The organism is Thauera sp. K11, assembly GCF_002354895.1.
In the GTDB taxonomy this organism is placed as follows: Bacteria; Pseudomonadota; Gammaproteobacteria; order Burkholderiales; family Rhodocyclaceae; genus Thauera; species Thauera sinica.
Genome location: NZ_CP023439.1, coordinates 4,296,548 through 4,320,719, shown reverse-complemented (window position 1 = coordinate 4,320,719; position 24,172 = coordinate 4,296,548). Strand labels below are relative to the sequence as shown.

General features: G+C 63.3%; 22 protein-coding genes and 2 pseudogenes. 9 read left to right on the top strand and 15 right to left on the bottom strand.

The genetic code is table 11. The annotated features are described in order from the left end of the window. Positions 1-55 precede the first annotated feature (55 nt). Positions 56-1,117 carry an alanine racemase gene (gene alr, locus CCZ27_RS18990; protein ID WP_096450798.1) on the bottom strand — a complete coding sequence of 354 codons (1,062 nt, stop codon included), beginning with the start codon at positions 1,115-1,117 and terminating at the stop codon, positions 56-58. 150 nt (positions 1,118-1,267) lie between these two features. On the opposite strand from alr, the gene CCZ27_RS18985 reads away from it, so the two are divergent. Then, entirely contained in the window at positions 1,268-1,672 is a 405-nt protein-coding gene (locus tag CCZ27_RS18985) for a TerB family tellurite resistance protein (RefSeq protein WP_096450796.1), read from the top strand. A 277-nt stretch (positions 1,673-1,949) separates the two neighbouring features. On the opposite strand, the gene CCZ27_RS18980 is transcribed toward CCZ27_RS18985, so the two are convergent. From CCZ27_RS18980 to CCZ27_RS18935, 11 genes and pseudogenes are all read right to left on the bottom strand, one after another. Continuing rightward, positions 1,950-2,393 (bottom strand): putative toxin-antitoxin system toxin component, PIN family, encoded by a 444-nt coding sequence (locus tag CCZ27_RS18980; protein WP_096450794.1) that lies wholly within the window; start codon positions 2,391-2,393, stop codon positions 1,950-1,952. Beyond that, positions 2,393-2,611: an AbrB/MazE/SpoVT family DNA-binding domain-containing protein gene (locus CCZ27_RS18975; RefSeq protein ID WP_096450792.1), complete on the bottom strand. Its 219-nt coding sequence runs from the start codon at positions 2,609-2,611 to the stop codon at positions 2,393-2,395. The genes CCZ27_RS18980 and CCZ27_RS18975 overlap by 1 nt, the downstream gene beginning before the upstream one ends. 168 nt (positions 2,612-2,779) lie before the next feature. Continuing rightward, a pseudogene (locus tag CCZ27_RS18970) lies at positions 2,780-3,280 on the bottom strand (tyrosine-type recombinase/integrase); the annotation flags it as partial. Positions 3,281-3,292: 12 nt separating this feature from the next. Then, positions 3,293-3,448 carry a hypothetical protein gene (locus CCZ27_RS24775; protein WP_443081514.1) on the bottom strand — a complete coding sequence of 52 codons (156 nt, stop codon included), beginning with the start codon at positions 3,446-3,448 and terminating at the stop codon, positions 3,293-3,295. Positions 3,449-3,854: 406 nt separating this feature from the next. After that, a complete protein-coding gene (locus CCZ27_RS18965) occupies positions 3,855-4,763 on the bottom strand; it encodes a LysR family transcriptional regulator (RefSeq protein WP_020226663.1) in 909 nt (302 codons plus the stop codon). A 148-nt stretch (positions 4,764-4,911) separates the two neighbouring features. Continuing rightward, positions 4,912-5,196: a rhodanese-like domain-containing protein gene (locus CCZ27_RS24770; protein WP_096450790.1), complete on the bottom strand. Its 285-nt coding sequence runs from the start codon at positions 5,194-5,196 to the stop codon at positions 4,912-4,914. A 92-nt stretch (positions 5,197-5,288) separates the two neighbouring features. Further along, positions 5,289-6,692, bottom strand: a complete 1,404-nt coding sequence (locus CCZ27_RS18955; protein ID WP_198363186.1) for a TolC family protein — start codon at positions 6,690-6,692, stop codon at positions 5,289-5,291. Positions 6,693-6,697: 5 nt separating this feature from the next. Next, entirely contained in the window at positions 6,698-7,129 is a 432-nt protein-coding gene (gene trxA, locus CCZ27_RS18950; protein ID WP_034398873.1) for a thioredoxin, read from the bottom strand. Positions 7,130-7,131: 2 nt separating this feature from the next. Beyond that, complete coding sequence (locus tag CCZ27_RS18945) at positions 7,132-7,341, bottom strand: YgaP family membrane protein (RefSeq protein ID WP_034398876.1); 210 nt, start codon at positions 7,339-7,341, stop codon at positions 7,132-7,134. Further along, the gene (locus CCZ27_RS18940) at positions 7,338-10,670 is read right to left on the bottom strand and encodes an efflux RND transporter permease subunit (RefSeq protein WP_096450786.1); all 3,333 of its coding nucleotides are present in this window, start codon (positions 10,668-10,670) and stop codon (positions 7,338-7,340) included. The genes CCZ27_RS18945 and CCZ27_RS18940 overlap by 4 nt, the downstream gene beginning before the upstream one ends. 8 nt (positions 10,671-10,678) lie before the next feature. Next, positions 10,679-11,746: an efflux RND transporter periplasmic adaptor subunit gene (locus tag CCZ27_RS18935; RefSeq protein ID WP_096450783.1), complete on the bottom strand. Its 1,068-nt coding sequence runs from the start codon at positions 11,744-11,746 to the stop codon at positions 10,679-10,681. Between the two features lie 126 nt (positions 11,747-11,872). Between CCZ27_RS18935 and CCZ27_RS18930 the strand changes: the two genes are divergently transcribed. From CCZ27_RS18930 to CCZ27_RS18905, 6 genes are all read left to right on the top strand, one after another. After that, on the top strand, positions 11,873-12,268 hold the full coding sequence (locus tag CCZ27_RS18930) for an ArsR/SmtB family transcription factor (RefSeq protein ID WP_232516465.1): 396 nt from the start codon (positions 11,873-11,875) through the stop codon (positions 12,266-12,268). Between the two features lie 329 nt (positions 12,269-12,597). Then, complete coding sequence (locus tag CCZ27_RS18925) at positions 12,598-13,242, top strand: peroxiredoxin (protein ID WP_020226655.1); 645 nt, start codon at positions 12,598-12,600, stop codon at positions 13,240-13,242. A gap of 227 nt (positions 13,243-13,469) precedes the next feature. Then, positions 13,470-14,075: a ubiquinol-cytochrome c reductase iron-sulfur subunit gene (petA, locus tag CCZ27_RS18920; RefSeq protein WP_020226654.1), complete on the top strand. Its 606-nt coding sequence runs from the start codon at positions 13,470-13,472 to the stop codon at positions 14,073-14,075. Between the two features lie 106 nt (positions 14,076-14,181). After that, positions 14,182-15,327 carry an NAD(P)/FAD-dependent oxidoreductase gene (locus CCZ27_RS18915; RefSeq protein ID WP_024000745.1) on the top strand — a complete coding sequence of 382 codons (1,146 nt, stop codon included), beginning with the start codon at positions 14,182-14,184 and terminating at the stop codon, positions 15,325-15,327. Continuing rightward, on the top strand, positions 15,324-15,869 hold the full coding sequence (locus CCZ27_RS18910) for a hypothetical protein (protein WP_020226652.1): 546 nt from the start codon (positions 15,324-15,326) through the stop codon (positions 15,867-15,869). The genes CCZ27_RS18915 and CCZ27_RS18910 overlap by 4 nt, the downstream gene beginning before the upstream one ends. Before the next feature lie 42 nt (positions 15,870-15,911). Then, entirely contained in the window at positions 15,912-16,334 is a 423-nt protein-coding gene (locus CCZ27_RS18905; RefSeq protein WP_020226651.1) for a DsrE family protein, read from the top strand. Between the two features lie 40 nt (positions 16,335-16,374). Here CCZ27_RS18905 and CCZ27_RS18900 read toward each other — a convergent pair. The 3 genes and pseudogenes from CCZ27_RS18900 to cadR all read right to left on the bottom strand — a co-directional run bounded on the left by CCZ27_RS18900 (position 16,375) and on the right by cadR (position 20,575). Further along, positions 16,375-19,348 (bottom strand): annotated as a pseudogene (locus CCZ27_RS18900) (Tn3 family transposase). 2 nt (positions 19,349-19,350) lie between these two features. Beyond that, positions 19,351-19,908 carry a recombinase family protein gene (locus tag CCZ27_RS18895; RefSeq protein ID WP_001162010.1) on the bottom strand — a complete coding sequence of 186 codons (558 nt, stop codon included), beginning with the start codon at positions 19,906-19,908 and terminating at the stop codon, positions 19,351-19,353. Positions 19,909-20,155: 247 nt separating this feature from the next. Continuing rightward, positions 20,156-20,575 (bottom strand): Cd(II)/Pb(II)-responsive transcriptional regulator, encoded by a 420-nt coding sequence (gene cadR, locus CCZ27_RS18890; protein ID WP_005303894.1) that lies wholly within the window; start codon positions 20,573-20,575, stop codon positions 20,156-20,158. Between the two features lie 181 nt (positions 20,576-20,756). Between cadR and CCZ27_RS18885 the strand changes: the two genes are divergently transcribed. Both CCZ27_RS18885 and lspA read left to right on the top strand, forming a co-directional pair. Beyond that, positions 20,757-23,066 carry a heavy metal translocating P-type ATPase gene (locus tag CCZ27_RS18885; RefSeq protein ID WP_465311597.1) on the top strand — a complete coding sequence of 770 codons (2,310 nt, stop codon included), beginning with the start codon at positions 20,757-20,759 and terminating at the stop codon, positions 23,064-23,066. Then, positions 23,063-24,154, top strand: a complete 1,092-nt coding sequence (gene lspA, locus CCZ27_RS18880) for a signal peptidase II (RefSeq protein ID WP_096450781.1) — start codon at positions 23,063-23,065, stop codon at positions 24,152-24,154. Before CCZ27_RS18885 ends, lspA begins: the two co-directional genes overlap by 4 nt. Positions 24,155-24,172: the final 18 nt, after the last annotated feature.

The following is a 24,172-nucleotide window of genomic DNA, read 5'->3' as shown; positions in this document are numbered from 1 at the left end:
GAGTACCCGCGCCAAACGCGCGAGATCCCGCCCGTTTGCCGCCGCGCAGGCGGCGTCAGTCGCGATATTCGAACGGCACCCGCTTCACGTTGCACAGCAGCTCGTAGGCGATGGTGCCCGCCGCCTCGGCGATGCGATTGACCGGGATGTTGCGGCCCCACAGTTCCACCCGGCTGCCGCTGCCCGCTGCCGGCAGGTCGGTGAGATCCACCGTCAGCATGTCCATCGACACGCGGCCGATCAGCCGCGTGCGCAGGCCGTCCACCGCCACCGGCGTGCCGTCCGGCACGACGCGGGGGTAGCCGTCGGCGTAGCCCATCGCCACCAGTCCGACGCGGGTCGGCCGGTCGGCGATGAAGCGCGCGCCGTAGCCCAGCGGCTCGCCGGTCTCGATCTCGCGCACGCCGATGACGGCGCTCTCCAGGCTCATCACCGGCTGCAGGCCGTTGTCTTCGCCGGGCATCGGGTCGGCGCCGTACAGCAGGATGCCGGGGCGCGCCCAGTCCCGGTGCGCCGCCGGCCAGCCCAGCACGCCGCCCGAATTGGCCAGGCTGCGCGCGCCCGGCAGGTGGCGGGTGGCGGTGTCGAAACGGTCGATCTGCTCGGCGGTGGCGATCACGTGCGGTTCGTCGGCGCGTGCGAAATGCGTCATCAGCGTGATTCCGGCGACCTTGCCGCTGTCGTTCAGGCGCCGCCACGCGCCCTCGACCGCCTCGGGGACGAAACCCGCGCGGTTCATGCCGCTATTGATCTTCAGCCACACCGTCAGCGGCCCTGCCAGCGTGGCGGTCTCGATCATGCGGATCTGCTCGTCGTGGTGGACGACGATCCACAGGCCGTGGCCATGGACCTCGGCAAGCTCCCCGGGTGCGAAAGGGCCTTCCAGCAGCAGGATGGGCTGGCGGATGCCGGCGGCGCGCAGTTCCAGCGCCTCTTCCAGGAAGGCGACGGCGAAGCCGTCGGCGAGACCGGCCAGCGCATGCGCGCATCGTGCGGCCCCGTGCCCGTAGGCGTTCGCCTTCACCACCGCGAGCGCGCGTCCGCCGTGCCGTGCGCGGGCGAGCAGGTAATTGTGGCGCAGGGCGGCGAGGTCGATCAGGGCACGGGCGGGGCGCATGGGGCCGGGAAGCGGAGATGGCGAAGCACGCCATGGTGCAGCCAAAGCCGGCGGCCCGCAATCCGCGCCGGCCGGATGTTTCGGAAGGAAACAGTTGCAACCCGCCGGCGCCGGCATGGTCATTCCTCTCCCCGATTGCAAAGGATTCCCATGCGCACTTTCCCGACCGACCCTCGCCTGACCGCGGCCCGGCTCGTGGTGCTGACCCTGGTGGCCGACGGTGAGCTGGCCAACCGCGAGATCGAGGCCATCGACCGCTTTCACATCGCCGAACTGCTCGGCGTGCCCCGCGATACGCTGGTCCAAGCGATCGCGGACCATTGCGGGGGCCTGCTCGCCAGCCAGGCGACGCCCGGTGCCGTCCGCGTGCTGGACCTCGAGCAGACCGAACGCCTGCTCGACAGCATCACCGATCCCGCGCTGCAGAAACTCGTCTGCCGCGCGATGCTGGTGCTGGCCAAGGCCGACGGCCGCATCACGCTGTCGGAACAGACCCTCCTGCGCCACGCGCTGACGCGCTGGGGGCTGACGCTGGAGAGCGTGTCGGTGGATTGAGCGCGGTGCGGACCTGCGCGCAGATGCCGCCGGCGGTGCGCCGGATGCGTGTGGGGTTCCCGTAGGGCCCGGGGCAAGGCTTCGTCAGGCGGCTCTCCGGATTGCGCCGACGGAAGGCGTGCGCGTCGGCGCGCGATCCGTGCCGGCCGTTCCGGAACCCGGAAAACGAAAAAGGCCGGCGTCGGGAGCCGGCCTGCTCCTTGAACTCGGCCGTGTATTCCTGCTTCGGGATGCGTTTCACGTCGTTCTTCCTCTCGTTGTGTCGATCCTACGACCACTACGTTGGAAGACGAAATTCGTGCGGCAGCTCATTCTGCTGAGCCGCCAGCTCTTCGGCGGTCAGGATCAAGCCGGGAAAGGCCTCGCGCATGGCGAGAATGTCCGCGTCGCCCGTGACCAACGCATCTGCCTTACCGATATGCGCGAGAACCAGAAACACCTGGTCCTTCTCGTCGCGGCAGGCCGGCAAGGCGGGCCATGGTGCCGGCAGTTCCACCACGTCGGCGTAGGGCAGGAAGTCCGCCAGCAACGCCTCCTGCTCCGATGCCGAGAGCTTGAACTTGGGATAGGCCAGAACGCGCAGAAGTTCGCTGACCGTCTCCTTGCAGACCAGCGGCTGTAGCTGGTGGCGCTGCCAGGCGTGGCGTATCCAGGTCAAGCGCCCCGCAGTGAAGAGCAGCGCCGACAGCACGACGTTGGTGTCGAGGACGACTCTGCGCATCACCGCCGCGCCCAGGCAACGGCATCCTCGACATCCCGCTCGGTAATCCCGAGCTGCTCCAGCTTTTCACGCACGGCCTGGGCCTTCTGAACCCGCACCGGCGTCAGGACGATCCGGCCGCTCTCGACGGTCACGTCGAAATACTCCGCAGCGTCCACACTGGACACCGCCGCCTTGGGCAAGGTGATCTGATTCTTTGACGTGAGCTTGGCAAGCATGGCAGCCTCCTGGAAGTTTTACAAGGAAATCTTACTTCCTTGCTTCCTGCACTGCAAGTCACCCAGATGATGCCCCAGGTTTCACGGCCCTCGGCGCTCTTTCAGTACACGCTGAAACAGCCTGATTTGCGGCGGCCGACACCAGCGGCATCGCATCCCCAGGCTTCGTCACCAGCAGGATCGGCGAGGTCGCCGCCTTGGGCGGGGCACTCGGAGCCTGCGCATCAAAGATGTCGCCAGCCGCAGCTCACCCGTGCGCACGCCGGTCAGGATCAGCATCCGCAATCCAAGCTGAGTCTGCAGTCGGCCGCGGTACTTGCGCAGCCGCTGCAATAGCTTCGGCAGATCCTCCATGCGCAGGAACGGGTTGTGGTTCACGGCTGGCAACGGCACCGCGACCACATCGAGGTCGGAGGTCGGGTTTTGCTCCAGGCCCGGCACGATCACCAGCGCGTGGCGGAACAACCGGTTCAGCCATGTCCTGACTTTCTTGGCCACGGAAAGCGCCTTGTGCTTCTCGATCCTGGCAATCACCTCCAAGAGATCGGAGCGCTTGATCTCGAAGATCGAGCACTTGCCCAGGAAGGGCAGCACGTCCTTGTCGAAGATGCGCGGGAGCGTCTCTCGCGTGGTCTGGCGGCCCTTCTTGAGGCTCAGTGCGCGGTGGGCAAACCACTTCCTCTAGACCACCTCGAAGGTGTGCTCGCCGGCGAGCTTGACTGCCGCGCGCTTATCGCCGGTCGCAGTGACGGCGAGGGACAAGCCCAGCGTATCGGGGATTGTGTAGGCCTTGCCTGTGGTTTTGGCGCGTCGGACGGCCAAGTCTGAGAGTGACATGCTCCTGCTCCTGAACATGAGTCAGGAACCTGATGCTGGTCACTTCGACCGCGCCCATCCATCAACAAACCGGAAGCCGTCGTGTCCGCAAAATGGACACATTCATGGACATAAAAGTCCTGGCTTCAGGTGTATTTCCGTGGATGTCAGCAGAACGTCAAAGAGAAGAAAAGTCCTTGTGTGACAACGACTTGCAGACTCTCTTGGATTTCTGCGGACTTCCGCAGAATGATGCAGTGGAGCGGGCGATGGGAACAAGTCCAATCAACCAACCCATTGATTAATAACGGGTTTTTCCTGTTAGCTCCACAGGAAATGACCACATATTGTACCAGCGGCGCACGCTAGTCACCGCGCGGCGTCCATCGGTGTCTGCCCGCGACCAACAACAGCCGACAAGGATCGCTCAGGCCCCGCCCTCGTCAGGTGTCGGGGCGTTCAAGCGTTTCACTCGACTGATGAACCGCTTCAACGGCTCGGAGGGCTCGCCCCCACGGCGCACCAGGTAGGTCGAGAGCATCGGTGGCGTGCCCGCTAGCGGCCGTGTCGCAATGTCCGGCCGGTTCAGCGCCTCCACCTGCGAGGCAATCGCAAAGCCGATCCCGTATCCTGCCCCAACCAGCGTGAGCATCACGCCCAAGCTGGTGACATGATCGACCACCTTCAGCGGCAGCGCCGCACCATCGAGCACCGCCTGGATCTGGTCGTGGCAGCCCGAGGCTGCGTCCGGGTGGCACAACACCACCGGAAACTTCAGCGCGTCGGCGAGCTTGACCTCCTTGTGGACCAACAGCGGGTGGCGCGCCGACACGATCACCGAAAGTGGATCGGTCCACACCGGTTCGGCCACTAGGCCGCCATTGACCGAACCCGACAACGCGAAGCCCACGTCCAGTAGATCGGTGTGCAGGCCCTTGAGCTGCTGCGATAACGGAAGCTCGAAGATGCGAATTTCCAGTTCCGGCTCTTCCTCGCGGTTGCGAGCGAGCAACGCGGCGATCCTGGGCTGGGCCAGGCTGTCGCAGATCGCGATGCGAAGGTAGCTCTGGTACCCCTGCGCGGCGCCCTTGGTAGCCTGGATCGCCTGGTCCAGCGTAGCGAGAACGCGCCGGCACTCCACCAGCAGCACTTGGCCGGCCCAGGTCAGGCGCGTCTGCCGGCTACTGCGGTCGAATAGCGCCACACCCAGCCCTTGTTCGAGATCGCGCATCGCGCGCGACAGTGGCGACTGATCGATGCCCAGCCGATCGGCTGCGCGCGCCAGGTGCAGTTCCTCGGCCACTGCCACGAAGTAGCGCAGCAATCTCAGTTCCATTGCGTGCTCCTTGTTCGTCTTGTTCTGGTTCGGCCGATCCGACCCGCCGGATTCAAATCGATGCCCGCTACTGTTCTCTTGGTCGCCTCCTACCAAAGCTCGATACCTGGCTCCTCTCGTCAGCCTACCCGTTCGTGAATGAACAGCGTCACGGCCCACCAACGACCGGCCGGTTCAATAACTTCGAAAGTGCGCCCACCCCGCCTCCGTTGATCGCATGGCTATATCCCATCTGCTCAACGATTTTGCAGGCACGTTGGGAGCGCGCGCCCGAGCGGCAATACAGGATCAAAGGCTGGGTCCGAGTGGGCACAGCGGTCGCAACGTCTAAGTGGATACGGTCAAGCGGTAGCCACAGCGCTCCTTCGATGTGCCCTGCAGCGAACTCCCCGGCGGAGCGGACGTCAACCAAGACGGCGCCGGCCGACAGCATTTCGGCGGCCGATTTACCCGCCGATCGACCAAAACGGGAACAAGAAGCCCCAAGAATCTTCGCTAACCAACTCATGCGATCAATTTCCAGTGTCAGTTCAAAGGTGACGCAGCAAGTTCGCCATCGGCTACTTGCAAAGCAGCCTCATCCAGGCGGCCGATCAGCGCGGCCAGTCGCAGCCGGTCCATCAACAGACCGATGCGAGCTTGCGCAAGCGCAAGGCTGGATGTGGCGGATTCGTTTTCGGCATTGAGAAGGTCCAGCGTGGTGCGCTGGCCGACCTCGCGTCCCAGGCGCGTGGCGTCGAGCCTTGCCAGGCTGGCACTGAGCGCCTGTTCCAGCGCCCTGACACGTTCGGCGCCAACGCTCAGCCCCAGCCAGGCCAAGCGCACCTGCTGCGCGACTTGCTCTCGCGTGCGCTCTACCTCGGCTGCGGCCTTTTCCGCCAGTCGCAGCGCCTCTTCTTCCTTGGCGCTGCGGTATCCGCCGGTGAAAAGCGGCATCGAGAACTGGATGCCGATCATCCAGTTCGCGCCCGTGTTGCTGGCCGACCCAAAATCGCCACTGCCGCTCAGTCGATCACGTCCCACCTGGGCGACGAGATCGACGGTGGCGGACGAACTCCGGCCGTACTTCGTCGCCTCTTGCCTCGCGACATCGGCTGCCAGCAACTGGGTGCGAATTTCAGGGTTGCGCGACTGCGCCTCATCCAGCCAGAACTCCAGCGGCTGGAGCGATGACGTCTGGCCTGCGCTGGGGCCAGGAAGACGGGCCGCCAGAGAACCGGGAGGCAATCCCGTGGTGTTCGCCAGCAGGTTGCGCTTGACCAGCACGTCGCTCTCGGCCGCCAGTACCTGCGCGCGAAGTGCTGCCAGGCGTGCGCCTGCCTCATGGGTATCGGTAATGGGGACGTCCCCGAGCTTGAAGCGGTCTTGCGCTTCGACCGCCGCCTTCTCGACGGCATCGAGTTGCTGTCTATGCACGCGCACGGTTTCCTCGGCAAGGGCGAGATCGAGATAGCGCTCCACCGTGCGGAGCATCAGCGTCTGTCCTGCTGCCTGCCATTGAAGGTCTGCCAGGTCGGCTGAGGTGGAAAGCTGCTGCTGCTCGGCGCGCCGCTTCGGGTTGTAGAGCGGCTGCGTCGCTGCCACGGCCCAGCGCGAGGCGGTGCCGTTGGTCACGGAGGTGCTGAAGCCTACGCCACTGGATTGTCCGAACCCAGGGGCGCTGAACTGCGCACCTCGCGTTTCGGACTCGTTCGTGGCTACCCCCACCGAGCCGACCACGCCGACAGTCGGTCGCCACAGCGCCGCGGCCTGGTCACGGCGCGGCTGGGCTGCTGCATGGGCCGCGCGGGCGACAGCGTATTCCTTGTCGTTCTGCGTCGCCGCTTGCCAAGCCTCCATGAGCCCTGCGGCCATCGCCACTTGCGTCTGGCAATACAGGGGCGCAGCCAGCAACGAGATCCACAAAGCCTTTGACATGCGCTTCTTCATGGACTTCATCCCTTCTGCGTGAGGTTTTTGCGGACCCAGCGCACCAGGTCGCCTGCGACCATCGCCCCCGAGTGGCGCGCCAGCTCCTTGCCGGCGCGGTACAGGATGAGCGTTGGGACGCTGCGAATGGCGCTGGCCGCCACGGCCTGCGGATTGGCATCGATGTCGAGCTTGGCGAAACGGACCTCGGGGAGCTTCGCAGCCGCATCGTCGAAATGCGGCGCCATCATCTTGCAGGGGCCGCACCAACTGGCCCAGAAGTCCACCAGCACCGGCGGATCGGTGCGCGTGATGTAGCGCTCGAAGGTCGCATCGCTTAGCGATGCGGGCTTGGCCGCCATCAGTTCAGCGCCGCAACGACCACAGACCGGCTCGCCGGACGGGCGTTCGTCGGGGACGCGATTGATCGTCCCGCAGGCGGGGCAGCCGACATGCATGATCAGGCTCCCTGGCGCACGCCGAGCTTGCGCAGAATGGATTCCATCAGGCACCACTTGGTCAGCCCGCTTTGCAGCAGGTTCACCCCGACGAAGGCGGTGAAGGCCAGCCACCATTGATTGACGAAGATCGGGCTGCCAGGGATGCCCAGGGCCAGCGACAGCAGGATGAAGGTGCCTGCGATGACGCGAACGAGTTGCCAGGAAGTCATGGTGTTTCTCCTTGAGTGGACAGGGTTGCAGGGGTTGGCGTGAGGGGTTCCTCGGGCTCTTCGCGGCCCGCGATCGCGTCCAGCCGGTTCCGGTACGCGATGAAGTAGAGGATCGGAATTACGACCAGCGTCAGCACGGTCGAGACGAAGATGCCGAAGATCAGCGAGATCGCCAGGCCGTTGAAGATCGGGTCGTCGAGGATGAAGAAGGCGCCCAACATGGCAGCCAGCCCGGTCAGCACGATGGGCTGCGCGCGCGTGATGGCGGAGCGCACGATGGCCTGCTTGAACTCCACGCCTTCGCGCACCTGCAGGTTGATGAAGTCCACCAGCAGGATGGAGTTGCGCACGATGATGCCGGCGAGCGCGATCATTCCGATCATGCTGGTGGCGGTGTACTGCGCGCCCAGCACGGCGTGGCCTGGCATCACGCCGATGATGGTCAAGGGGATCGGCGCCATGATGATCAACGGTGTTAGGTAGGACCCGAACTGCGCCACCACCAGCAGGTAGATCAGCACGAGGCCAACGCCATAGGCCAGGCCCATGTCGCGGAATGTTTCGTAGGTCACCTGCCACTCGCCATCCCACTTCAGCGCGTAGTCGCGGTAAGCGTCATCAGGCTGGCGGATGAAATACTCCTGCAGCGTCCCACCGCCGGGCGTGGCGATCTTGGTGAGTTCCCCACGCATCTGGAACATGCCGTAGAGCGGGCTGTCGAGCGCGCCGGCCATGTCGGCCACGACGAAGTTCACCGGCAACAGATCCTTGTGGTAAATCGGCTGCTCGCTCACCTGGTCGCTGAGGGTGACGAGTTCCCGGATCGGCACCAGTTTCCCATCGGCGCTGCGCACCGTGAGCTGCAGCAGGGCGTTCAGGTCGCCGTGCTGCTCGGGCGGCAATTGCAGCACCGCGGCCGCCGGGTACTTGGTCTCGTCATGCAGAAAGGCCGTGGCCTCGCCGGCCAGTCCGGCGCGCAGCGTGGTGACGATGGCCTGCTGCGGCACGCCGAGCATGGAGGCCTTCTGCCGGTCCACCAGCAGCATCGTCTTCGGTGCCGCAGCGATGCTGCTGTCGTCCACGTCCACCACGCCAGGCGTGCGCTCGAACACGGCGCGCACGGCCTTGGCGACCTGATGCCGACCGGCCGCATCCGGGCCATAGATCTCCGCCACGATGGGAGAGAGCACCGGCGGGCCCGGCGGCACTTCGACCACCTTGACGTTGGCGTCGAAGCGCTCACCGATCTTCTGCAGTTCTGGCCGCACGCGGGTTGCGATGGCATGGCTCTGGTCCTTGCGCGCGGTCTTGTCCACCAGATTGACCTGCAGGTCGCCGACGTTGCCGCCGGCACGCAAATAGTATTGGCGCACCAGGCCGTTGAAGTTGATCGGCGCCGCGGTACCGGCATAGGCCTGGTAGTCGGTGACTTCGGGCACTGTCGCCAGGTAGCTGCCCAGCTCGTGCAGGACTGCGGCCGTCTGCTCCACCGGCGTGCCGGCGGGCATGTCAACGATGACCTGGAACTCCGACTTGTTGTCGAAGGGCAGCATCTTCAGCAGCACCAGGCCGGTGGCCGGCAGCGCCAGCGATGCAGCGATCAGCAGCGCGACCCCCAGGGCCAGCAGGCTGCGGTTGCGCGAGCCACGCCGCTCGTCCAGCAGTGGGCGGAAGATCCGCTCAAAGACCGGCGCGATCTTCGCGGCCAGGCCGGAGTGGGTCGCCGTGTGCGGCCCGCCGTCGCCATGCGCAGCAGCCGGTACCGCCTTCATCCACAGCCGAGCCAGCCAGGGCGTGACGACGAAGGCGATGGCCAGGGACAACAGCATGCCCATGCTGGCATTGATCGGGATCGGGCTCATGTACGGGCCCATCAAGCCCGTCACGAAGGCCATGGGCAGCAGCGCGGCGATCACGGTCAGCGTCGCCAGGATGGTCGGCCCCCCCACTTCGTCCACGGCACCCGGGATGATCGCCGCCAGCGACTTGCCGGGGTAGAGCTGCTGGTGCCGATGGATGTTCTCGACCACGACGATGGCGTCGTCCACCAGGATGCCGATCGAGAAGATCAGCGCGAACAGCGATACGCGGTTGAGCGTGAAACCCCAGGCCCAGGACGCGAACAAGGTCACCGTCAGCGTCAGCACCACCGCGCTGCCGACGATGGCCGCCTCGCGCCGGCCGAGCGCGAAGAAAACCAGCGCCACCACCGACGCGGTGGCGAACAGCAGCTTCTTCATCAGCGTCTGCGCCTTGTCGTTGGCGGAGGCGCCGTAGTTGCGCGTTTCCGCCACCTGGACATCGCCGGGGATGACGGTGTTGCGCAGACCTTCCACCCGCTTCATCACGGCGTTGGCCACGTCGATGGCGTTCTCACCCGCCTTCTTCGTCACCGCGACCGTGACCGCCGGATACTCGGCCGGCGCGGCGCCGTCCTTGCCGGCAACGCCATGCCAGACATAGCGGCTGGGTGGAAGCGGACCGTCACGAACCTGTGCCACCTCCCGCAGAAAGACCGGCTTGCCGGCCCGCACGCCGACCACCAGATCGGCTACCTCGTGGGCGTGGCGCAGGAAAGGCCCGGACTCGATGGCCACCGAACGGTTGCCTGCGATCAGCTCACCCACAGGAAGCCCCAGATTGGCCGACAGCAGCGCCTGCCGCACCTCCGGCACCGTGACGCCGACGCCGCTCATGCGCACCGGGTCGATTTGCACCATCACCGCTCGGCCCGGGCCACCGATCGTGGTCACTTCGCGGGTGCCGGGCACACGCTTGAGGTCCGCCTCGACACTGTGCGCGACACGCTCCAGGTCGAATGCGCCGGTCTGCGCGTTCTCGCTGAACAGCGTCAACGTAACGATTGGCACATCATCGATGCCCTTGGGCTTGATGATCGGTTCGAGCACACCAAGCCCCTTGGGCAGCCAGTCGGCGTTCGAATTCACCGTGTCGTACAGCCGCACCAGCGCCTCGGTGCGGGTCACGCCGACCTTGAACTGGACGGTCAGCACGGCCAGACCAGGACGGGACACCGACATCACATGCTCGACGTCCAGGATCTGGCTCAGCACCTGCTCTGCCGGCACGGCCACCATCTGTTCCACGTCGCGCACCGCAGCCCCCGGGAAGGGGATCAGCACATTCGCCATCGTGACGTTGATCTGCGGCTCCTCTTCGCGTGGGGTCACGCCCACGGCGAACAGGCCGAGCAACAGCGCGAGCAGTGCCAGCAGTGGCGTAATCTGTGCCCGCTGGAAAAAGGCGGCGATGCGGCCCGAAACGCCCATGGCAGGCGCGCCGGTAGTGGTGGATCGTGTTTTCGTCATGACCGGCCTCAACGCACGCGCGCGGCGGATTGCGGATCGGTCACGACCTGCTCACCGGGCATCAGTCCGGACAGGATCTCGACGCGGCCATCGGTGGCCCGCCCGAGGCGGACTTGGCGCAGCACGGGCTTGCCCTGCGGATTCAGTACATACAAGCCGGTGAGTTCGGCGCGACGCACGATGGCTTCCACGGGCACGGACAGGAGAGCGCCTGGCGCTGTACCGGGGGCATCGCTGCGTGCCAGCGGCAGCCACAGCCGCGCGAACATGCCAGGCGCGACGGTAGCGTCCACGCCACCAGGCAGTTCGGCACGCAACTGCACAGTGTGCGTCGCTGCATCGACGGTGGGCAGCAGTTGGACCTTTCCAGGGACCACCCATGCACTCGCCGCCGACAGGCCGGGCAGTTCGATGCGCAGCTTCGGATCGGCCGGCATGCGCGCCGTCACCGACTGCGGCACAGCCGCCGTGACGCGCAGAGCCGTCGGGTCATACAGGGTGAGCAGAGGCCGGCCAGGCATGGCCATGTCGCCCAGGGATACCGGCACTTCGGACACCACACCCGCGAAGGGTGCGCGCACGACGTAGTAGCCGCTCTGCGTGCGCGACGCACTGGCCTGCGCGAGCAGCGCATTGGCCTGGGCTTGGGCCGACTTGTAAGCCGACTCGGCGCGCTCCATGGCCGCCTGGCTGATGTAGTTCTTCTGGAACAGCCGCTGCTGACGCTCAAAGTCCTTCGTCGCCAGATCCAGGGATGACCGTGCTGCCTGCACCTGGGCATCGCTGGCGGCGGCATTCTGCTCAGCCGCCCGGGCGTCGATGCGCAGCAGCACCTGGCCCGCTTTCACACGATCGCCTACTTTGACATCCAACTGGATGACCGCACCGGGCACCTGCGCCGCGATCACCGTCTGGCGAACAGCTTCGACGACGCCATCGAAGGCCGAAGTCGTCGTGCCCGCAGTGGCCACTGCCGCGGTAGCCTTCAACGGCTGGGGCGGCGTCTGGGCGGAGGCAGTCAGGCTCGCCATCAAGGCGAAAGCCGCGATGCAAAGGGTGTAGCTGGTGTGGCGCATGGAGGGCACTTTCTGTTAGGAGCGCTGTCGAGTGCGAAGAAATTTCAGTCATTATTTGCGCACATAGCTAAATAGTCAAGTACCATGATGCTCACAGACAAGCAGATCATCAAGATCCGAGGCATCATGTCTACCCATCTATCCTTGGCATGCTCAACACATATGGAAGACCTTCCCGACGAGGCGCTGGAACAGGTGGCGGCGTACTTCCAGGCGCTGTCCGAGCCAACGCGGCTGCAGATCCTCAACCTGCTGCGCAAGCAGGAGCGCAGCGTGGGCGAACTCGCCCAGTTGTGTGGCTACAGCTCGGCCAACATCTCGCGGCACTTGACGCTGCTGACCCAGCACGGTCTGGTGGCACGCGAAAGCCGCGGAAACAGCGCCATCTACAGCATCGCGGACAAGTCCGTTTATTCCTTGTGCGACCTGGTCTGCGGCAACATCGCCAGGCAGTTCGAGCGCAAGGCGAAGGCGCAGGCCGCCTTCGCCGGAGCCCCACACAGGCGAACCAAAGCGCACTGAGCTGGGTCTGCCGCCATCGATCGCAGACCGCCCGCGCGGGTGAACGGAGGAGACTGCCGCAGCCCAGGCCTAGACAGGTTTCATCCTGCTTGTCACCGCACGTCAACATGCCGAGGTCTCCTCGGCGCTTGGCCGGCCGTGCTGCCGCCCCTACTCGGTCCTGCGCCCCCAGGCTTGGTGTGCACTCCTGGCTGTCTGCCCGCTACATCGTTGCTCCTTGATAGGCGACAACAATGACTTCAATACTTTTATTTCAATATCTTCTAATTTAGAATCAACTAATATATGATGGTCACTTCGACACACAACCTTCAACTGAAGAGGTCATCATGCAAGACATCGCACCTGTCGCCTTCCCCCGTCTCAACGAACCTGCCCCGGACTTCAAGGCCAAGACCACCCACGGCGAGCGCAGCCTGGCGGACTACAAGGGCAAGTGGTTGATCCTGTTCTCGCACCCGGCTGACTTCACGCCGGTCTGCACCACCGAGTTCATCGGCTTCCAGAAGGCCGCCGACACGTTCCGCGGCATGAACTGCGAACTGATCGGCCTGTCCATCGACAGCCTGTACTCGCACCTGGCCTGGACGCAGAACATCCAGGAGAAGTTCGGCGTCGAGATCAGCTTCCCGATCATCGAGGACATCAAGATGGACGTGGCCCGTGCCTATGGAATGGTGCACCCGGGCGCAGCCGACACGCAGGCCGTGCGCGCGACGTTCTTCATCGATCCGAACGGCATCCTGCGCGCCATGGTGTATTACCCCATGAGCAACGGCCGCTCGATCGACGAGTTCGTGCGCCTGCTCACGGCCATGCAAACGAGCGACGCCAACCAGGTGGCGACCCCCGAGGGGTGGACGCCGGGATGCGATGTGATCGTTCCCCCACCCAAGAGTCCCGACGCCATCAAGCAGCGTATGGGCGAAGGCTACAAGACCACGGACTGGTACTTCTCGACGAAGAGCCTTTAAGTCCGCCGCTGCGACCGAAAGGCCGCAGCCCCGCGCCGTGGGATCTGGGCTGCCGGAGGAGGCTGGGCGCGTCATCTGCGCTCTCGCGTCGAACCGCCGTCCAGCCTGCGGCCGGTGTCCGGTGTCCGGTTCAGCCTGTGCCGCGCAAGCGCTTTGGCGCACCGGCCACCGGACCAGCCCTCAGCCCCTATGCGGTTGCATCGTCAGCCGCGCACCAGGAGCCCGACATGAGCGACCTTGCCCTTCCTCCTTCCAGCGCCATGGATCCTGAGCGCCGCGCATGGCTGATCGCCACGACTGCGGCCGGCGGTGTTGCGGCCGCGGCGACCGCCATCCCCTTCGTCTCTAGTTTCGCGCCCAGTGAACGGGCAAGAGCAGCGGGCGCGGCGGTCGAAGTCGACCTGGCGGACATCCCGCCCGGCGGATTGAAGACGGTCGAATGGCGGGGCAAGCCCGTATGGATCATGCGACGCACGCCGGAAATGATCGCCGCACTCAGCGGGCAGGACGACAAGCTCGCCGACCCCAACTCCAGCAAGGATGCCTTGCCGGAAGCCCTGCGCAATCCCGGCCGCTCCGAGCGACAAGACCTATTCGTTGCCATCGGGATCTGCACCCATCTCGGGTGTTCTCCCAGCGCGGTGGCTGCGGGCACTTCCAACCCGAGCGTTGGCGAAGACTGGCAAGGGGGGTTCTTCTGCCCCTGCCACGGCTCGACCTTCGACCTCGCCGGTCGGGTGTTCAAGAACAAGCCGGCACCCACCAATCTAGAAATCCCGCCACACCGTTTTCTGAGCGACGCACGTATCGTCATCGGCGACGAGTCGGCCTGAGAGGGAATCCAACCGTGTCGCAATCCATATCCCTGTCCGGCGCGAGGTTCACCGCGTTGCCCCCGGTGCCTGCTGATCTTGCAGGGGACGCCTCGAACGCACTGCCATGACGACCGCGCAGAATCCCCGACACATTGTGGTCCTGGGTGCGGGCTTTGCCGGCCTGTCGACGATCCGCGAACTGCGGCGCCGTGATCCCGCGGCGCAGATCACGCTGGTCGCACCGCGCCCGGAACTGCACTACCTTCCAGGCATCATCTGGATCCCGAGCGGCTTGCGCCGCCGTGAGGATCTGATCGTGCCGTTGGACGGCTTTCTGCAGCGCCAGCGCGTGCGCTTTGTCCCGGCCGAAGTCACGGGCCTCGCCGATAACGGCCGCACCGTGCAGACGAGCACCGGCGATGTCGTCAACGACGGCCTGGTTCTCGCCACCGGCGGGCGCTTCATCAAGAAGCTGCCCGGCATCGAGCATGCCATCACACCCTGCGAAGGCATCTCAGCGGCAGAACGCATCCGCGATCGACTGCGCGAAATGACCGGCGGCACGATCGCCGTCGGCTTCGCGGGAAATCCGAATGAGCCCAGTGCGGTGCGCGGCGGCCCGATGTTCGAGTTCCTGTTCGGCATCGATGAGCAGCTCAAACGGGAGGGCCGGCGCCAGCACTTCGATCTCGTTTTCTTCAACCCGTCCTCCGAGCCCGGCAACCGTCTCGGCATGAAGACGGTGAAGCACCTGCTCCGAGAAATGGAACGGCGAGGCATCCGGACCCACCTGGGCCACAAGCTGGTGCGGTTCGAGGCTGACCAGGTTGTGACGGAAGGCGGATCGTTCGCAGCGGACCTGATCCTCTTCATGCCCGGCATGACCGGCAACACCTGGTTTGATGCAACGACGCTCCCTCGGTCCCCAGGCGGCCTGGTGCAGGCCGATGCGCATTGCCGGGTGCCTGGCTTCGAGCGCGTGGTCGTGGTCGGCGACTCGGGCAGCTTCCCTGGCCCGGACTGGATGCCCAAGCAGGCCCACATGGCGGACCTGCAGGCGAAGGCCGCGGCAGCCAATCTGATTGCCGACCTGGACGGCCGCCCATCGAGCGAGACGTTCCGTGTCGAGCTGATCTGCATCGTGGATGCGATCGATCATGGAACTCTGGTGTGGCGCACCCCGCAGCGCAATGTACTGCTGCCTTCGACCCGTTTATTCCATTGGGCCAAGCGTGGCTTCGAGTGGAACTATCTCAGGCAGTACCGATGAATCCCCAAACCATCCCCTATGCACACAGACCGCTGGCGAAGGCCAACAGAGGTATCGCCCGCCGGCGGATCTCGCTGATCCTGCTCGCAGTGGTCGTTGGAGGCGCCTCCACCCCACTATTGGCAGCGCCCTTGGCTCCGGGAAGTCTCTTGCCAGCCCTGAGCGTTGTGGACAAGCACGAGCGCCAAGTGAGCATCGAGGCGTCCACTCGTTTTGTCGTTTTTGCGGCCGACAAGACGGCCAGCGACATCGTGAGCGGTGCGTTGCGTCCGCACCCATCCATTTTCGCTGAGCGTCGGCTCGTCTATATCGCGGACATCAGTGCCATGCCTGCGATGGTGACCCGCATGTTTGCGCTTCCCAAGATGCGTGATTTGCCCTTCCAAGTCGGCTTGGTCCAGAACTCCGAAATCACGAGTCATCTGCCCCGAAAGCCTAAGGAGGTCACGCTGATTGCGCTGGAGCAACAGCGTGTCCAAACCATCGAATACCTGCCCGACGCGGCATCGCTGCGCCGCAGCCTGGGCATTGCCCCGCCTTGACGGGGTGCCCGTGCGTGTTTCTTCCAACCAAGGAGCCTTCCTATGAAAAAGTCCATCGCACTCGCCCTCGCGCTCGCCTGCGCGGCCACAGCCGCCCAAGCCGAGGAACTCTTTGTGTCGATCCATTCATCAAGTCCCATGGCCCAGGGAGCCGGCCTGGTGCTGGCAGGTCAGGCCCTCGAACAGAAAGCATCGGTACGGGTGTTGCTCTGTGACGCGGCCGGCGACATCGCCTTGAGCAGCCAAGACGGCAAAGCTCAGCCAACCCTCAAGCCCCGCAACGTCACGCCGCAGCAAATGCTGCAAGGGATTATCAAAGGTGGCGCGAAGGTGGAAGTCTGCGCGCTGTACCTGCCCAACACCGGCAAGCAGCCGACGGACCTGCTGGCGGGTGTCACGGCAGCCAAACCTGCAGATGTGGCAGCCCATCTGCTCAAGCCCGGCGTGAAGACATTGGCGTTCTGACCTGCTAGAGGTCGTCTCAGAAAACGGAAAATAAAGCACGCTAAGCCGGTGGCAGCGGTCGCAATGGCCTGAACTTCCCCGCACCGACCTTGGCACTGCTGCGCCATAGGTAATCGCCGGTCAGGTTGATATGCTCCCACCCCAGCGGTGACAGATATTGCAGCAACGTGTCGTCCAGCGCCTTGCCGTGGGCACGCAAAGCACTGGTGGCACGCTCCAGATAGACCGTGTTCCACAACACGATGGCCGCCGTCACCAGATTGAGGCCGCTGGCCCGGTAGCGCTGCTGCTCAAAACTGCGGTCGCGGATTTCACCCAATCGGTAGAAGAAGACCGCCCTGGCCAGCGCGTTGCGCGCCTCGCCCTTATTCAGCCCCGCATGGACGCGGCGGCGCAGCTCCACGCTTTGCAGCCAATCCAGAATGAACAGCGTGCGCTCGATGCGCCCCAGCTCGCGCAGGGCGACGGCCAAGCCGTTTTGGCGCGGATAGCTGCCGAGCTTGCGCAGCATCAGCGAGGCACGTCACCGTGCCCTGCTTGATCGAAGTGGCCAGCCGTAGGATTTCATCCCAATGAGCGCGAATAGCCTTGATGTTCAGCCTGTCGCTGCTAATCATCGGCTTGAGTGCATCGTAGGCAGTATCGCCCTTGGGAATGAACAGCTTGGTGTCGCCCAGGTCGCGGATGCGCGGCGCGAACCGGAATCCCAGAAAGTGCATCAGGCCGAACACATGATCGGTGAAGCCCGCCGTGTCGGTGTAGTGTTCCTCGATACGCAAGTCAGACTCGTGGTACAGCAGGCCATCGAGCACATAGGTCGAGTCGCGCAAGCCGACGTTGACCACCTTAGCGCTGAAGGGCGCGTATTGGTCGGAGATATGGGTATAGAACGTCAGCCCAGGGCTACTTCCATACTTCGGATTGATATGCCCGGTGCTCTCTGCCTTGCTGCCGGTTCGGAAGTTCTGGCCGTCCGACGATGACGTGGTGCCGTCGCCCCAGTTTCCGGCGAAGGGTTGTCGAAACTGTGCGTTCACCAGCTCGGCCAGCGCCGTCGAATAGGTTTCGTCGCGAACGTGCCAGGCTTGCAGCCAAGACAGCTTGGCGTAGGTGGTGCCAGGGCAGGACTCGGCCATCTTGGTGAGCCCAAGATTGATACCATCAGCCAGAATCGTCGTCATCAGCAAGGTTTTGTCCTTGGCCGTGTCGCCGGTCTTCAGGTGTGTGAAGTGGCGCGTGAAGCCCGTCCATTCATCGACCTCCATCAGCAACTCGGTGATCTTGAGGTGCGGCAGCAACATCGCCGACTGGTCAATCAAGGCTTGCGCGGCGTCTGGCACCGCTGCGTCCAGCGGCGTGATCTTCAGGCCCGATGCAGTGGTGATGATGGCATCCGGTAAGTCGTTGGTCGCCGCCATGCGGTTGACTGTGGCGAGTTGCGCCTCCAATAATTCCAGTCGGTCATGCAGATATTGGTCGCAGTCGGTGGCCACGGCCAGTGGCAATTCGCTGGCCAGCTTCAGGGTGGCGAACTTCTCGATCGGCACCAGGTATTCGTCGAAGTCCTTGAACTGGCGCGAACCCTGCACCCAAACATCACCAGAGCGCAGTGCGTTCTTCAGCTCCGACAGGGCGCATAACTCGTAGTAACGCCGGTCAATACCCTCGTCGGTCAGAACCAGCTTTGCCCAGCGCGGCTTGATGAATGCGGTTGGCGCATCGGCGGGCACCTTGCGCGCGCTGTCGCTGTTCATGCCGCGCAGCACGTCGATGGCATCGAGCACACCCTTGGCGGTGGGCGCGGCGCGCAGTTTGAGCACGTCCAGGAACTGCGGCGCATAGCGGCGCAGCGTGGCGTAACTCTCGCCGATATGGTGCAGGAAATCAAAATCGGCAGGCCGCGCCAGCGTTTGCGCCTCGGTGACGCTGGCGGCGAAGGTGTCCCACGGCATGACCGCTTCGATGGCGGCGAACGGATCGCCGCCGCTTTGTTTGGCTTCAATCAGCGCCTGACCGATGCGCCCATACATCCGCACCTTGTCGTTGATCGCCTTGCCGGAAGCCTGGAACTGCTGTTGATGCTTGTTCTTGGCCGCATTGAACAGCTTGCCGATGATGCGGTCGTGAAGGTCGATGATTTCATCAGTGACGGTGGCCATGCCCTCGATGGCCAGTGCTACCAAGGTGGCGTAACGCCGCTGCGACTCGAACTTGGCCAGGTCGGCGGGCGTCATCTGGCCGCCCTCGCGGGCGATCTTGAGCAAGCGGTTTTGGTGTACCTGCCGTTCGATGCCAGCAGGTAAGTCAAGCGCCTGCCAGGCTTTGAGGCGTTCGATGTGTTCAAGCATGTGGCGCGAGTTCGGCTTGGCGGGCGATTGGCGCAGCCACGCTAGCCACGTCATTTTGCTACCATCCTTGCGCTTGAGCAGTTCGTCCAGGCGCTGGCGATGGACAGGTATCAAGGAATCGGCCAATGCCGCATGGATGCTCCGGTTGGCACGGGTAATGGCCTCGGCGCTTGCGCGCTCGATGGCATTCATGGCGGGTAGGATGATGCTCTGCCGCCGCAGGTTTTCAACAAGGGTGCTGGCCAGCACAATGCCTTTGTCTGTTTACAAGGCCAGTTCGGTCAATGTATGCACTGCTTGCCGGTAGTGACTCATGGTGAAGGGCTTGAATCCAAACACCGTTTGCAGCTCGACCAAGTGCTCCCGCCGTGTCTGCTCGCGCTGGCCGTAATCGTTCCAGCTTTCCACCGGCACCTTGAGTTGTGCGGCCACCATGCGCAGCAGGGGCGGAAATGGAGGTTCATCGACGCCCAAGAAGATGCCAGGGAATCGCAAGTAGCAAAGCTGCACGGCGAAGCCCAATCGATTCGCGGCGCCGCGACGCTGACGGATCACCGACAGGTCGGTTTCGTTGAACGTGTAGTGCCGTATCAGTTCGTCTTTGGCATCTGGCAGTGCCAGCAGACTTTCGCGCTCGGTGGCGGACAGGATTGAGCGGCGTGGCATGGTCAGTCTTCCCGCAGGTACTGATACAAGGTTTCGCGGCTGATGCCGAAGTCACGGGCCACCAAGGTTTTTTGGTCGCCTGCCGCAACTCGCCGTTTCAACTCGGCAATTTGTTCGCTGTTCAGCGATTTCTTTCGTCCCCGGTAGGCACCGCGCTGCTTGGCCAGCACGATTCCCTCGCGCTGACGTTCGCGGATCAGGGCGCGCTCGAACTCAGCAAAGGCTCCCATGACCGACAGCATCAGATTGGCCATCGGTGAGTCCTCGCCGGTGAACGTCAGCCCTTCTTTGACGAACTCCATGCGCACGCCCCGTTGTGTCAGCCCTTGGACGATGCGGCGCAGGTCATCAAGGTTGCGTGCCAACCTGTCCATGCTATGCACCACCACGGTGTCGCCCTCGCGGACGAAGGCCAGCAGCCTTTCAAGTTCGGGACGTTGTGTGTCCTTGCCTGAAGCCTTATCGGTGAATACCTTGCCGACTTCTATTTGTTCCAGTTGTCGATCAGGATTCTGGTCGAAGCTGCTGACGCGGACGTAGCCGATACGTTGACCTTGCAAGATGCCTCCAAAGGTAAAAATGTCAGGATGAAATCTATTACCCTTGGCTGAATGTGTCAATAAATATAAATTCACACTCTACTCTGACGTTGTTTGTGCTCAACATCTGACATCAGGTTTGTCATTTTCAGAAGACGACTGCACGGAATATCAGAAGTCAGCCGCACGACCTTCTCCGATGCCAATTAGGCAGGCCGCTCACGAATCCAAAATCGCAGGCCAATGTCGGCGTGCGAAACAACTCATGCTATGCGTTGCATCCCGGATGATTGCAATCTGATAAACCTTGCAAGATGCCACATGCCTCTATTCGTCGAGCGCCCGAGCATTTTTCACGCAGCGAGAGCAAGTGCCGCTTCAATTGCAACAGCGCTTCGACGCGATCTTCGGTCTGACGAATATGGGCATCCAGTAGTGTATTGACGTCGCCGCAGTCCTGAGCAGGGTTATCTCGTAGACCCAGCAGTATCCTGATTTCGCTCAGCGTCATGTCAAGCGAACGGCAATGACGAATGAACTGCAAACGCTCGATGTGCACATCGCTGTACAACCGAAAGTTGCCACCGCTTCGCGCTGGCTTTGGCAGCAGCCCTTCCTTTTCGTAGTAGCGGATGGTCACGACCTCGCACCCAGAGCGCTTGGCTAGATCGCCAATTCTGATTTCCATGCCTCAATCTCCATTTATCACTTGACTCTATAGTAACTATAGAGTTTTTAATGGAGGTTGTACAGAAGATTTGAAGGAGTTATCCATGAGTGAATGCGCTTCAAAGGCGTGTGGCTGCTCGGCTGGGCCGATCATGCAACCCACGACACAAGCCCCGCCGACAACCGGATCGGCTCAAGCGGTGTACCGCATCGAGAACATGGATTGCCCCACGGAAGAGGCGCTGATCCGAGGCAAGCTGGTTGGGCTGGCGGGTGTGGTTGGTCTTGAGTTCAACCTGATGCAGCGTACCTTGACCGTGCAGCACGAATTGCCTTCGCTGTCTCCCGTTGAACAGGCACTGAAGGCCATCGGCATGCAAGCTGTGCGCATGGATGAGGCGTCGGCTGGGCAGACAACCAAGCTGTCCATTGCCAAGATGGATTGTCCGACAGAGGAAGCATTGATCCGCAACAAGCTCGGCACCGTGGCCGGGGTTACCGGTCTCGATTTCAACCTGATGCAGCGCACGTTGTCGGTACGCCATGCTGACGGGGTTCTGCCGGATGTGCTTGTGGCACTACAAGCGCTCGGATTCGAGGCGCAGGTCGAGGACAAGGCCATGGCCGCGTCGCCATCGGCGTCCCCTGTGACAACGCAGACCAACTGGTGGCCACTCGGTATTTCCCTCATCGCCGCATCAGCGGCCGAAGCGGTCTACTGGTTCCACAACGGCAATCATTGGTCGGTCGTCATTCTGGCGCTTGTAGCGGTCTTGACGGGAGGCCTGTCCACCTACAAGAAGGGCTGGATCGCGCTCAAGAACCGTAACCTCAACATGAACGCCCTGATGTCGATTGCTGTCACAGGTGCCATGTTCATCGGCCACTGGCCCGAAGCTGCGATGGTGATGGTGCTCTTCGCGCTGGCCGAGGTGATCGAGGCCAAGTCATTGGATCGCGCCCGCAACGCCATCCGTGGACTGCTCGACCTGACCCCGGAGCAGGCCACGGTGCAACAGCCTGACGGCACCTGGCGAGAGGCAAGCGCCAAGCAAATCGCCATTGGCAGCCGAGTCCGGGTCAGACCGGGTGAGCGCATCGCGCTCGATGGCGAGGTGCTAGACGGACGCTCCACGGTCAACCAAGCCCCGATCACGGGCGAAAGCCTCCCGGTCGAGAAGTCCCCCGGCGATCCGGTGTTTGCGGGCACGATCAACGAATCCGGTTCCTTCGAGTACCGCGTTTCCTCCTTGGCCAGCAACTCCACTTTGGCCCGCATCATTCACGCGGTAGAGGCTGCACAAGGTAGCCGTGCGCCGACCCAGCGTTTTGTCGATCAGTTCGCCCGTTGGTACACGCCTCTCGTGTTCGCCCTAGCCATCGCCGTCGCACTGCTGCCCCCGCTTTTCATGGGCGCGGCATGGATGGACTGGATTTACCGTGCACTGGTTCTGCTGGTGGTTGCCTGCCCATGCGCCTTGGTGATCTCCACGCCGGTCAGCATCGTCAGCGGCTTGGCCGCCGCTGCCCGCCACGGCATTCTCGTTAAGGGCGGTGTCTATCTGGAAGAAGGCCGCAAGCTGCGCTGGCTGGCTCTGGACAAGACCGGCACAATCACGCACGGCAAGCCTGCTCAGACCGATTTTGTCGCATGGGGTCATGCACTCGCCTCGGATAGCCGCAGCATCGCTGCCAGTCTGGCGGCCCGCTCAGACCATCCGGTATCCAAAGCGGTGGCGCAGGCTGCGCAGCGGGATGGGGTTGCCTTGCTCGACGTGGCCGAGTTCAGCGCGCTGCCCGGTCGGGGTGTGCAAGGCCAAATCGACGGGGAGACCTACCATCTGGGCAACCACCGGATGCTGGAAGAGCTGGGGCAGTGCACACCAGAGCTGGAGCAGCGCATCGCAGCGCTGGAAACCGCAGGCAAGACCGTCGTGATGCTGGTGGGCGCAAAAGGGGTACATGGCTTATTCGCCGTTGCGGACACCATCAAGGACAGCAGCAAGAGAGCCATCGCCGAGCTGCATGCTCTGGGCATCAACACCGTGATGTTGACCGGCGATAACCCCCACACGGCACAGGCCATCGCCGCACAAGCCGGCATTGACCGCGCGCAAGGCAACCAACTGCCCGACGACAAACTGCGCGAAGTGGAGCAATTGTCCAGAAACGGCAAGGTTGGCATGGTCGGTGATGGCATCAACGACGCACCGGCCTTGGCGCGTGCGGACATTGGCTTTGCAATGGGAGCGGCGGGCACAGATACCGCTATTGAAACCGCCGACGTGGCCCTGATGGACGATGACCTGCGCAAGATTCCGACCTTCGTGCGCCTGTCGCGTGCGACAGCACAGGTGCTGATGCAAAACATTGTGCTGGCCCTTGGCATCAAGGCGGTATTTTTGGTGCTCACCTTCACGGGTCACGCGACCATGTGGATGGCTGTGTTCGCCGATATGGGTGCCAGCTTGCTTGTTGTCGGCAACGGCTTGAGGTTGTTGCGCCGATGAGCTGGAAACTCTTTCTCTATGACTGGGGTGGCCTGAACATCGCGTTGTTTCAAGCCATCAACACAGGCACGCCCGCCACGCTGAAACCACTGGCATGGTTCTTTGGCCTCGTGGGAAGTTACTGGACAGCGCCGCTGATGCTGTTGGGTCTGTGGTGGTGGTCGAAATCGGCTACAAACCCGGCGCGTGGTACGGCCGTTCGGCATCGCCTTATTGGTTTTAGCGCGGCCTTCTTGCTGGCGTTATTGGTCGCCACCGCCTTGAAGCTATGGTTCGACTTTCCACGCCCGCCTGCCGTCCTTGGCGACCTGGCGCGCGTCATCGGGGACAAAGAGCTTCACTACAGCCTGCCCAGCGGGCATGCCACCTATGCCGCGATGGTGGTCGGCGCGCTCTGGCCTTTGATGGGCCGCCGTGGTCGTCTCAGTTTAATGCTGTACGCCACATTGGTCGGCTGGTCGCGCATCGCGGCCGGAATGCACTTTCCGGCCGATGTGTTGGCGGGGTGGACGCTGGGATGGAGCTGCACGGCACTCGCCGGGTGGTTGCTGCCGTTGGCCGCCCCTGTGTGGCAATCGGCCCGCCGCACATCGGCTTGGGTCTGGTTCACCGTGGCCGCCAGTGCTGTCATGACCGATCAGCTCACGAAGTTCGCCATCATCCGCACGTTTGCCTACGGTGAGCAAGTCGAAATCACCCCGTTTTTCAACCTCGTTCATGTCCTGAATCCGGGTGCGGCATTCAGCTTTTTGGCGAACGCTGGTGGCTGGCAACGTTACTTTTTCATCACGCTGGGTCTGGCTGTTTCTGCTTGGCTGGGGCGCATGCTGTGCCAGCAACGGCCACGTCTCGAAGCGATGGGCTACAGCCTGATCCTTGGTGGTGCGCTCGGCAATGTCGCGGATCGTGTGCTGCGTGGATCGGTTGTCGATTTCCTCGACTTCCATTGGCAGCTTGTGCACTGGCCCGCCTTCAACCTCGCAGATGTGGCGATCACATCGGGTGCTGCTTTGCTCATCATGCAGATGCTAACCCAAGGCAAGGCGGTGGATACCGGCGCAAATGGGAATTATAATCATTCACAATGATATAATCCGAGAGTTTCC

What these genes read in the sequence shown, in the direction of transcription:
- alr (WP_096450798.1), bottom strand. Translation starts at nt 1,117, where the DNA reads ATGCGCCCCGCCCGTGCCCTGATCGACCTCGCCGCCCTGCGCCACAAT.
- CCZ27_RS18985 (WP_096450796.1), top strand. Translation starts at nt 1,268, where the DNA reads ATGCGCACTTTCCCGACCGACCCTCGCCTGACCGCGGCCCGGCTCGTG.
- CCZ27_RS18980 (WP_096450794.1), bottom strand. Translation starts at nt 2,393, where the DNA reads ATGCGCAGAGTCGTCCTCGACACCAACGTCGTGCTGTCGGCGCTGCTC.
- CCZ27_RS18975 (WP_096450792.1), bottom strand. Translation starts at nt 2,611, where the DNA reads ATGCTTGCCAAGCTCACGTCAAAGAATCAGATCACCTTGCCCAAGGCG.
- CCZ27_RS24775 (WP_443081514.1), bottom strand. Translation starts at nt 3,448, where the DNA reads ATGTCACTCTCAGACTTGGCCGTCCGACGCGCCAAAACCACAGGCAAG.
- CCZ27_RS18965 (WP_020226663.1), bottom strand. Translation starts at nt 4,763, where the DNA reads ATGGAACTGAGATTGCTGCGCTACTTCGTGGCAGTGGCCGAGGAACTG.
- CCZ27_RS24770 (WP_096450790.1), bottom strand. Translation starts at nt 5,196, where the DNA reads ATGCTGTCGGCCGGCGCCGTCTTGGTTGACGTCCGCTCCGCCGGGGAG.
- CCZ27_RS18955 (WP_198363186.1), bottom strand. Translation starts at nt 6,692, where the DNA reads ATGAAGAAGCGCATGTCAAAGGCTTTGTGGATCTCGTTGCTGGCTGCG.
- trxA (WP_034398873.1), bottom strand. Translation starts at nt 7,129, where the DNA reads ATGCATGTCGGCTGCCCCGCCTGCGGGACGATCAATCGCGTCCCCGAC.
- CCZ27_RS18945 (WP_034398876.1), bottom strand. Translation starts at nt 7,341, where the DNA reads ATGACTTCCTGGCAACTCGTTCGCGTCATCGCAGGCACCTTCATCCTG.
- CCZ27_RS18940 (WP_096450786.1), bottom strand. Translation starts at nt 10,670, where the DNA reads ATGACGAAAACACGATCCACCACTACCGGCGCGCCTGCCATGGGCGTT.
- CCZ27_RS18935 (WP_096450783.1), bottom strand. Translation starts at nt 11,746, where the DNA reads ATGCGCCACACCAGCTACACCCTTTGCATCGCGGCTTTCGCCTTGATG.
- CCZ27_RS18930 (WP_232516465.1), top strand. Translation starts at nt 11,873, where the DNA reads ATGTCTACCCATCTATCCTTGGCATGCTCAACACATATGGAAGACCTT.
- CCZ27_RS18925 (WP_020226655.1), top strand. Translation starts at nt 12,598, where the DNA reads ATGCAAGACATCGCACCTGTCGCCTTCCCCCGTCTCAACGAACCTGCC.
- petA (WP_020226654.1), top strand. Translation starts at nt 13,470, where the DNA reads ATGAGCGACCTTGCCCTTCCTCCTTCCAGCGCCATGGATCCTGAGCGC.
- CCZ27_RS18915 (WP_024000745.1), top strand. Translation starts at nt 14,182, where the DNA reads ATGACGACCGCGCAGAATCCCCGACACATTGTGGTCCTGGGTGCGGGC.
- CCZ27_RS18910 (WP_020226652.1), top strand. Translation starts at nt 15,324, where the DNA reads ATGAATCCCCAAACCATCCCCTATGCACACAGACCGCTGGCGAAGGCC.
- CCZ27_RS18905 (WP_020226651.1), top strand. Translation starts at nt 15,912, where the DNA reads ATGAAAAAGTCCATCGCACTCGCCCTCGCGCTCGCCTGCGCGGCCACA.
- cadR (WP_005303894.1), bottom strand. Translation starts at nt 20,575, where the DNA reads ATGGAAATCAGAATTGGCGATCTAGCCAAGCGCTCTGGGTGCGAGGTC.
- lspA (WP_096450781.1), top strand. Translation starts at nt 23,063, where the DNA reads ATGAGCTGGAAACTCTTTCTCTATGACTGGGGTGGCCTGAACATCGCG.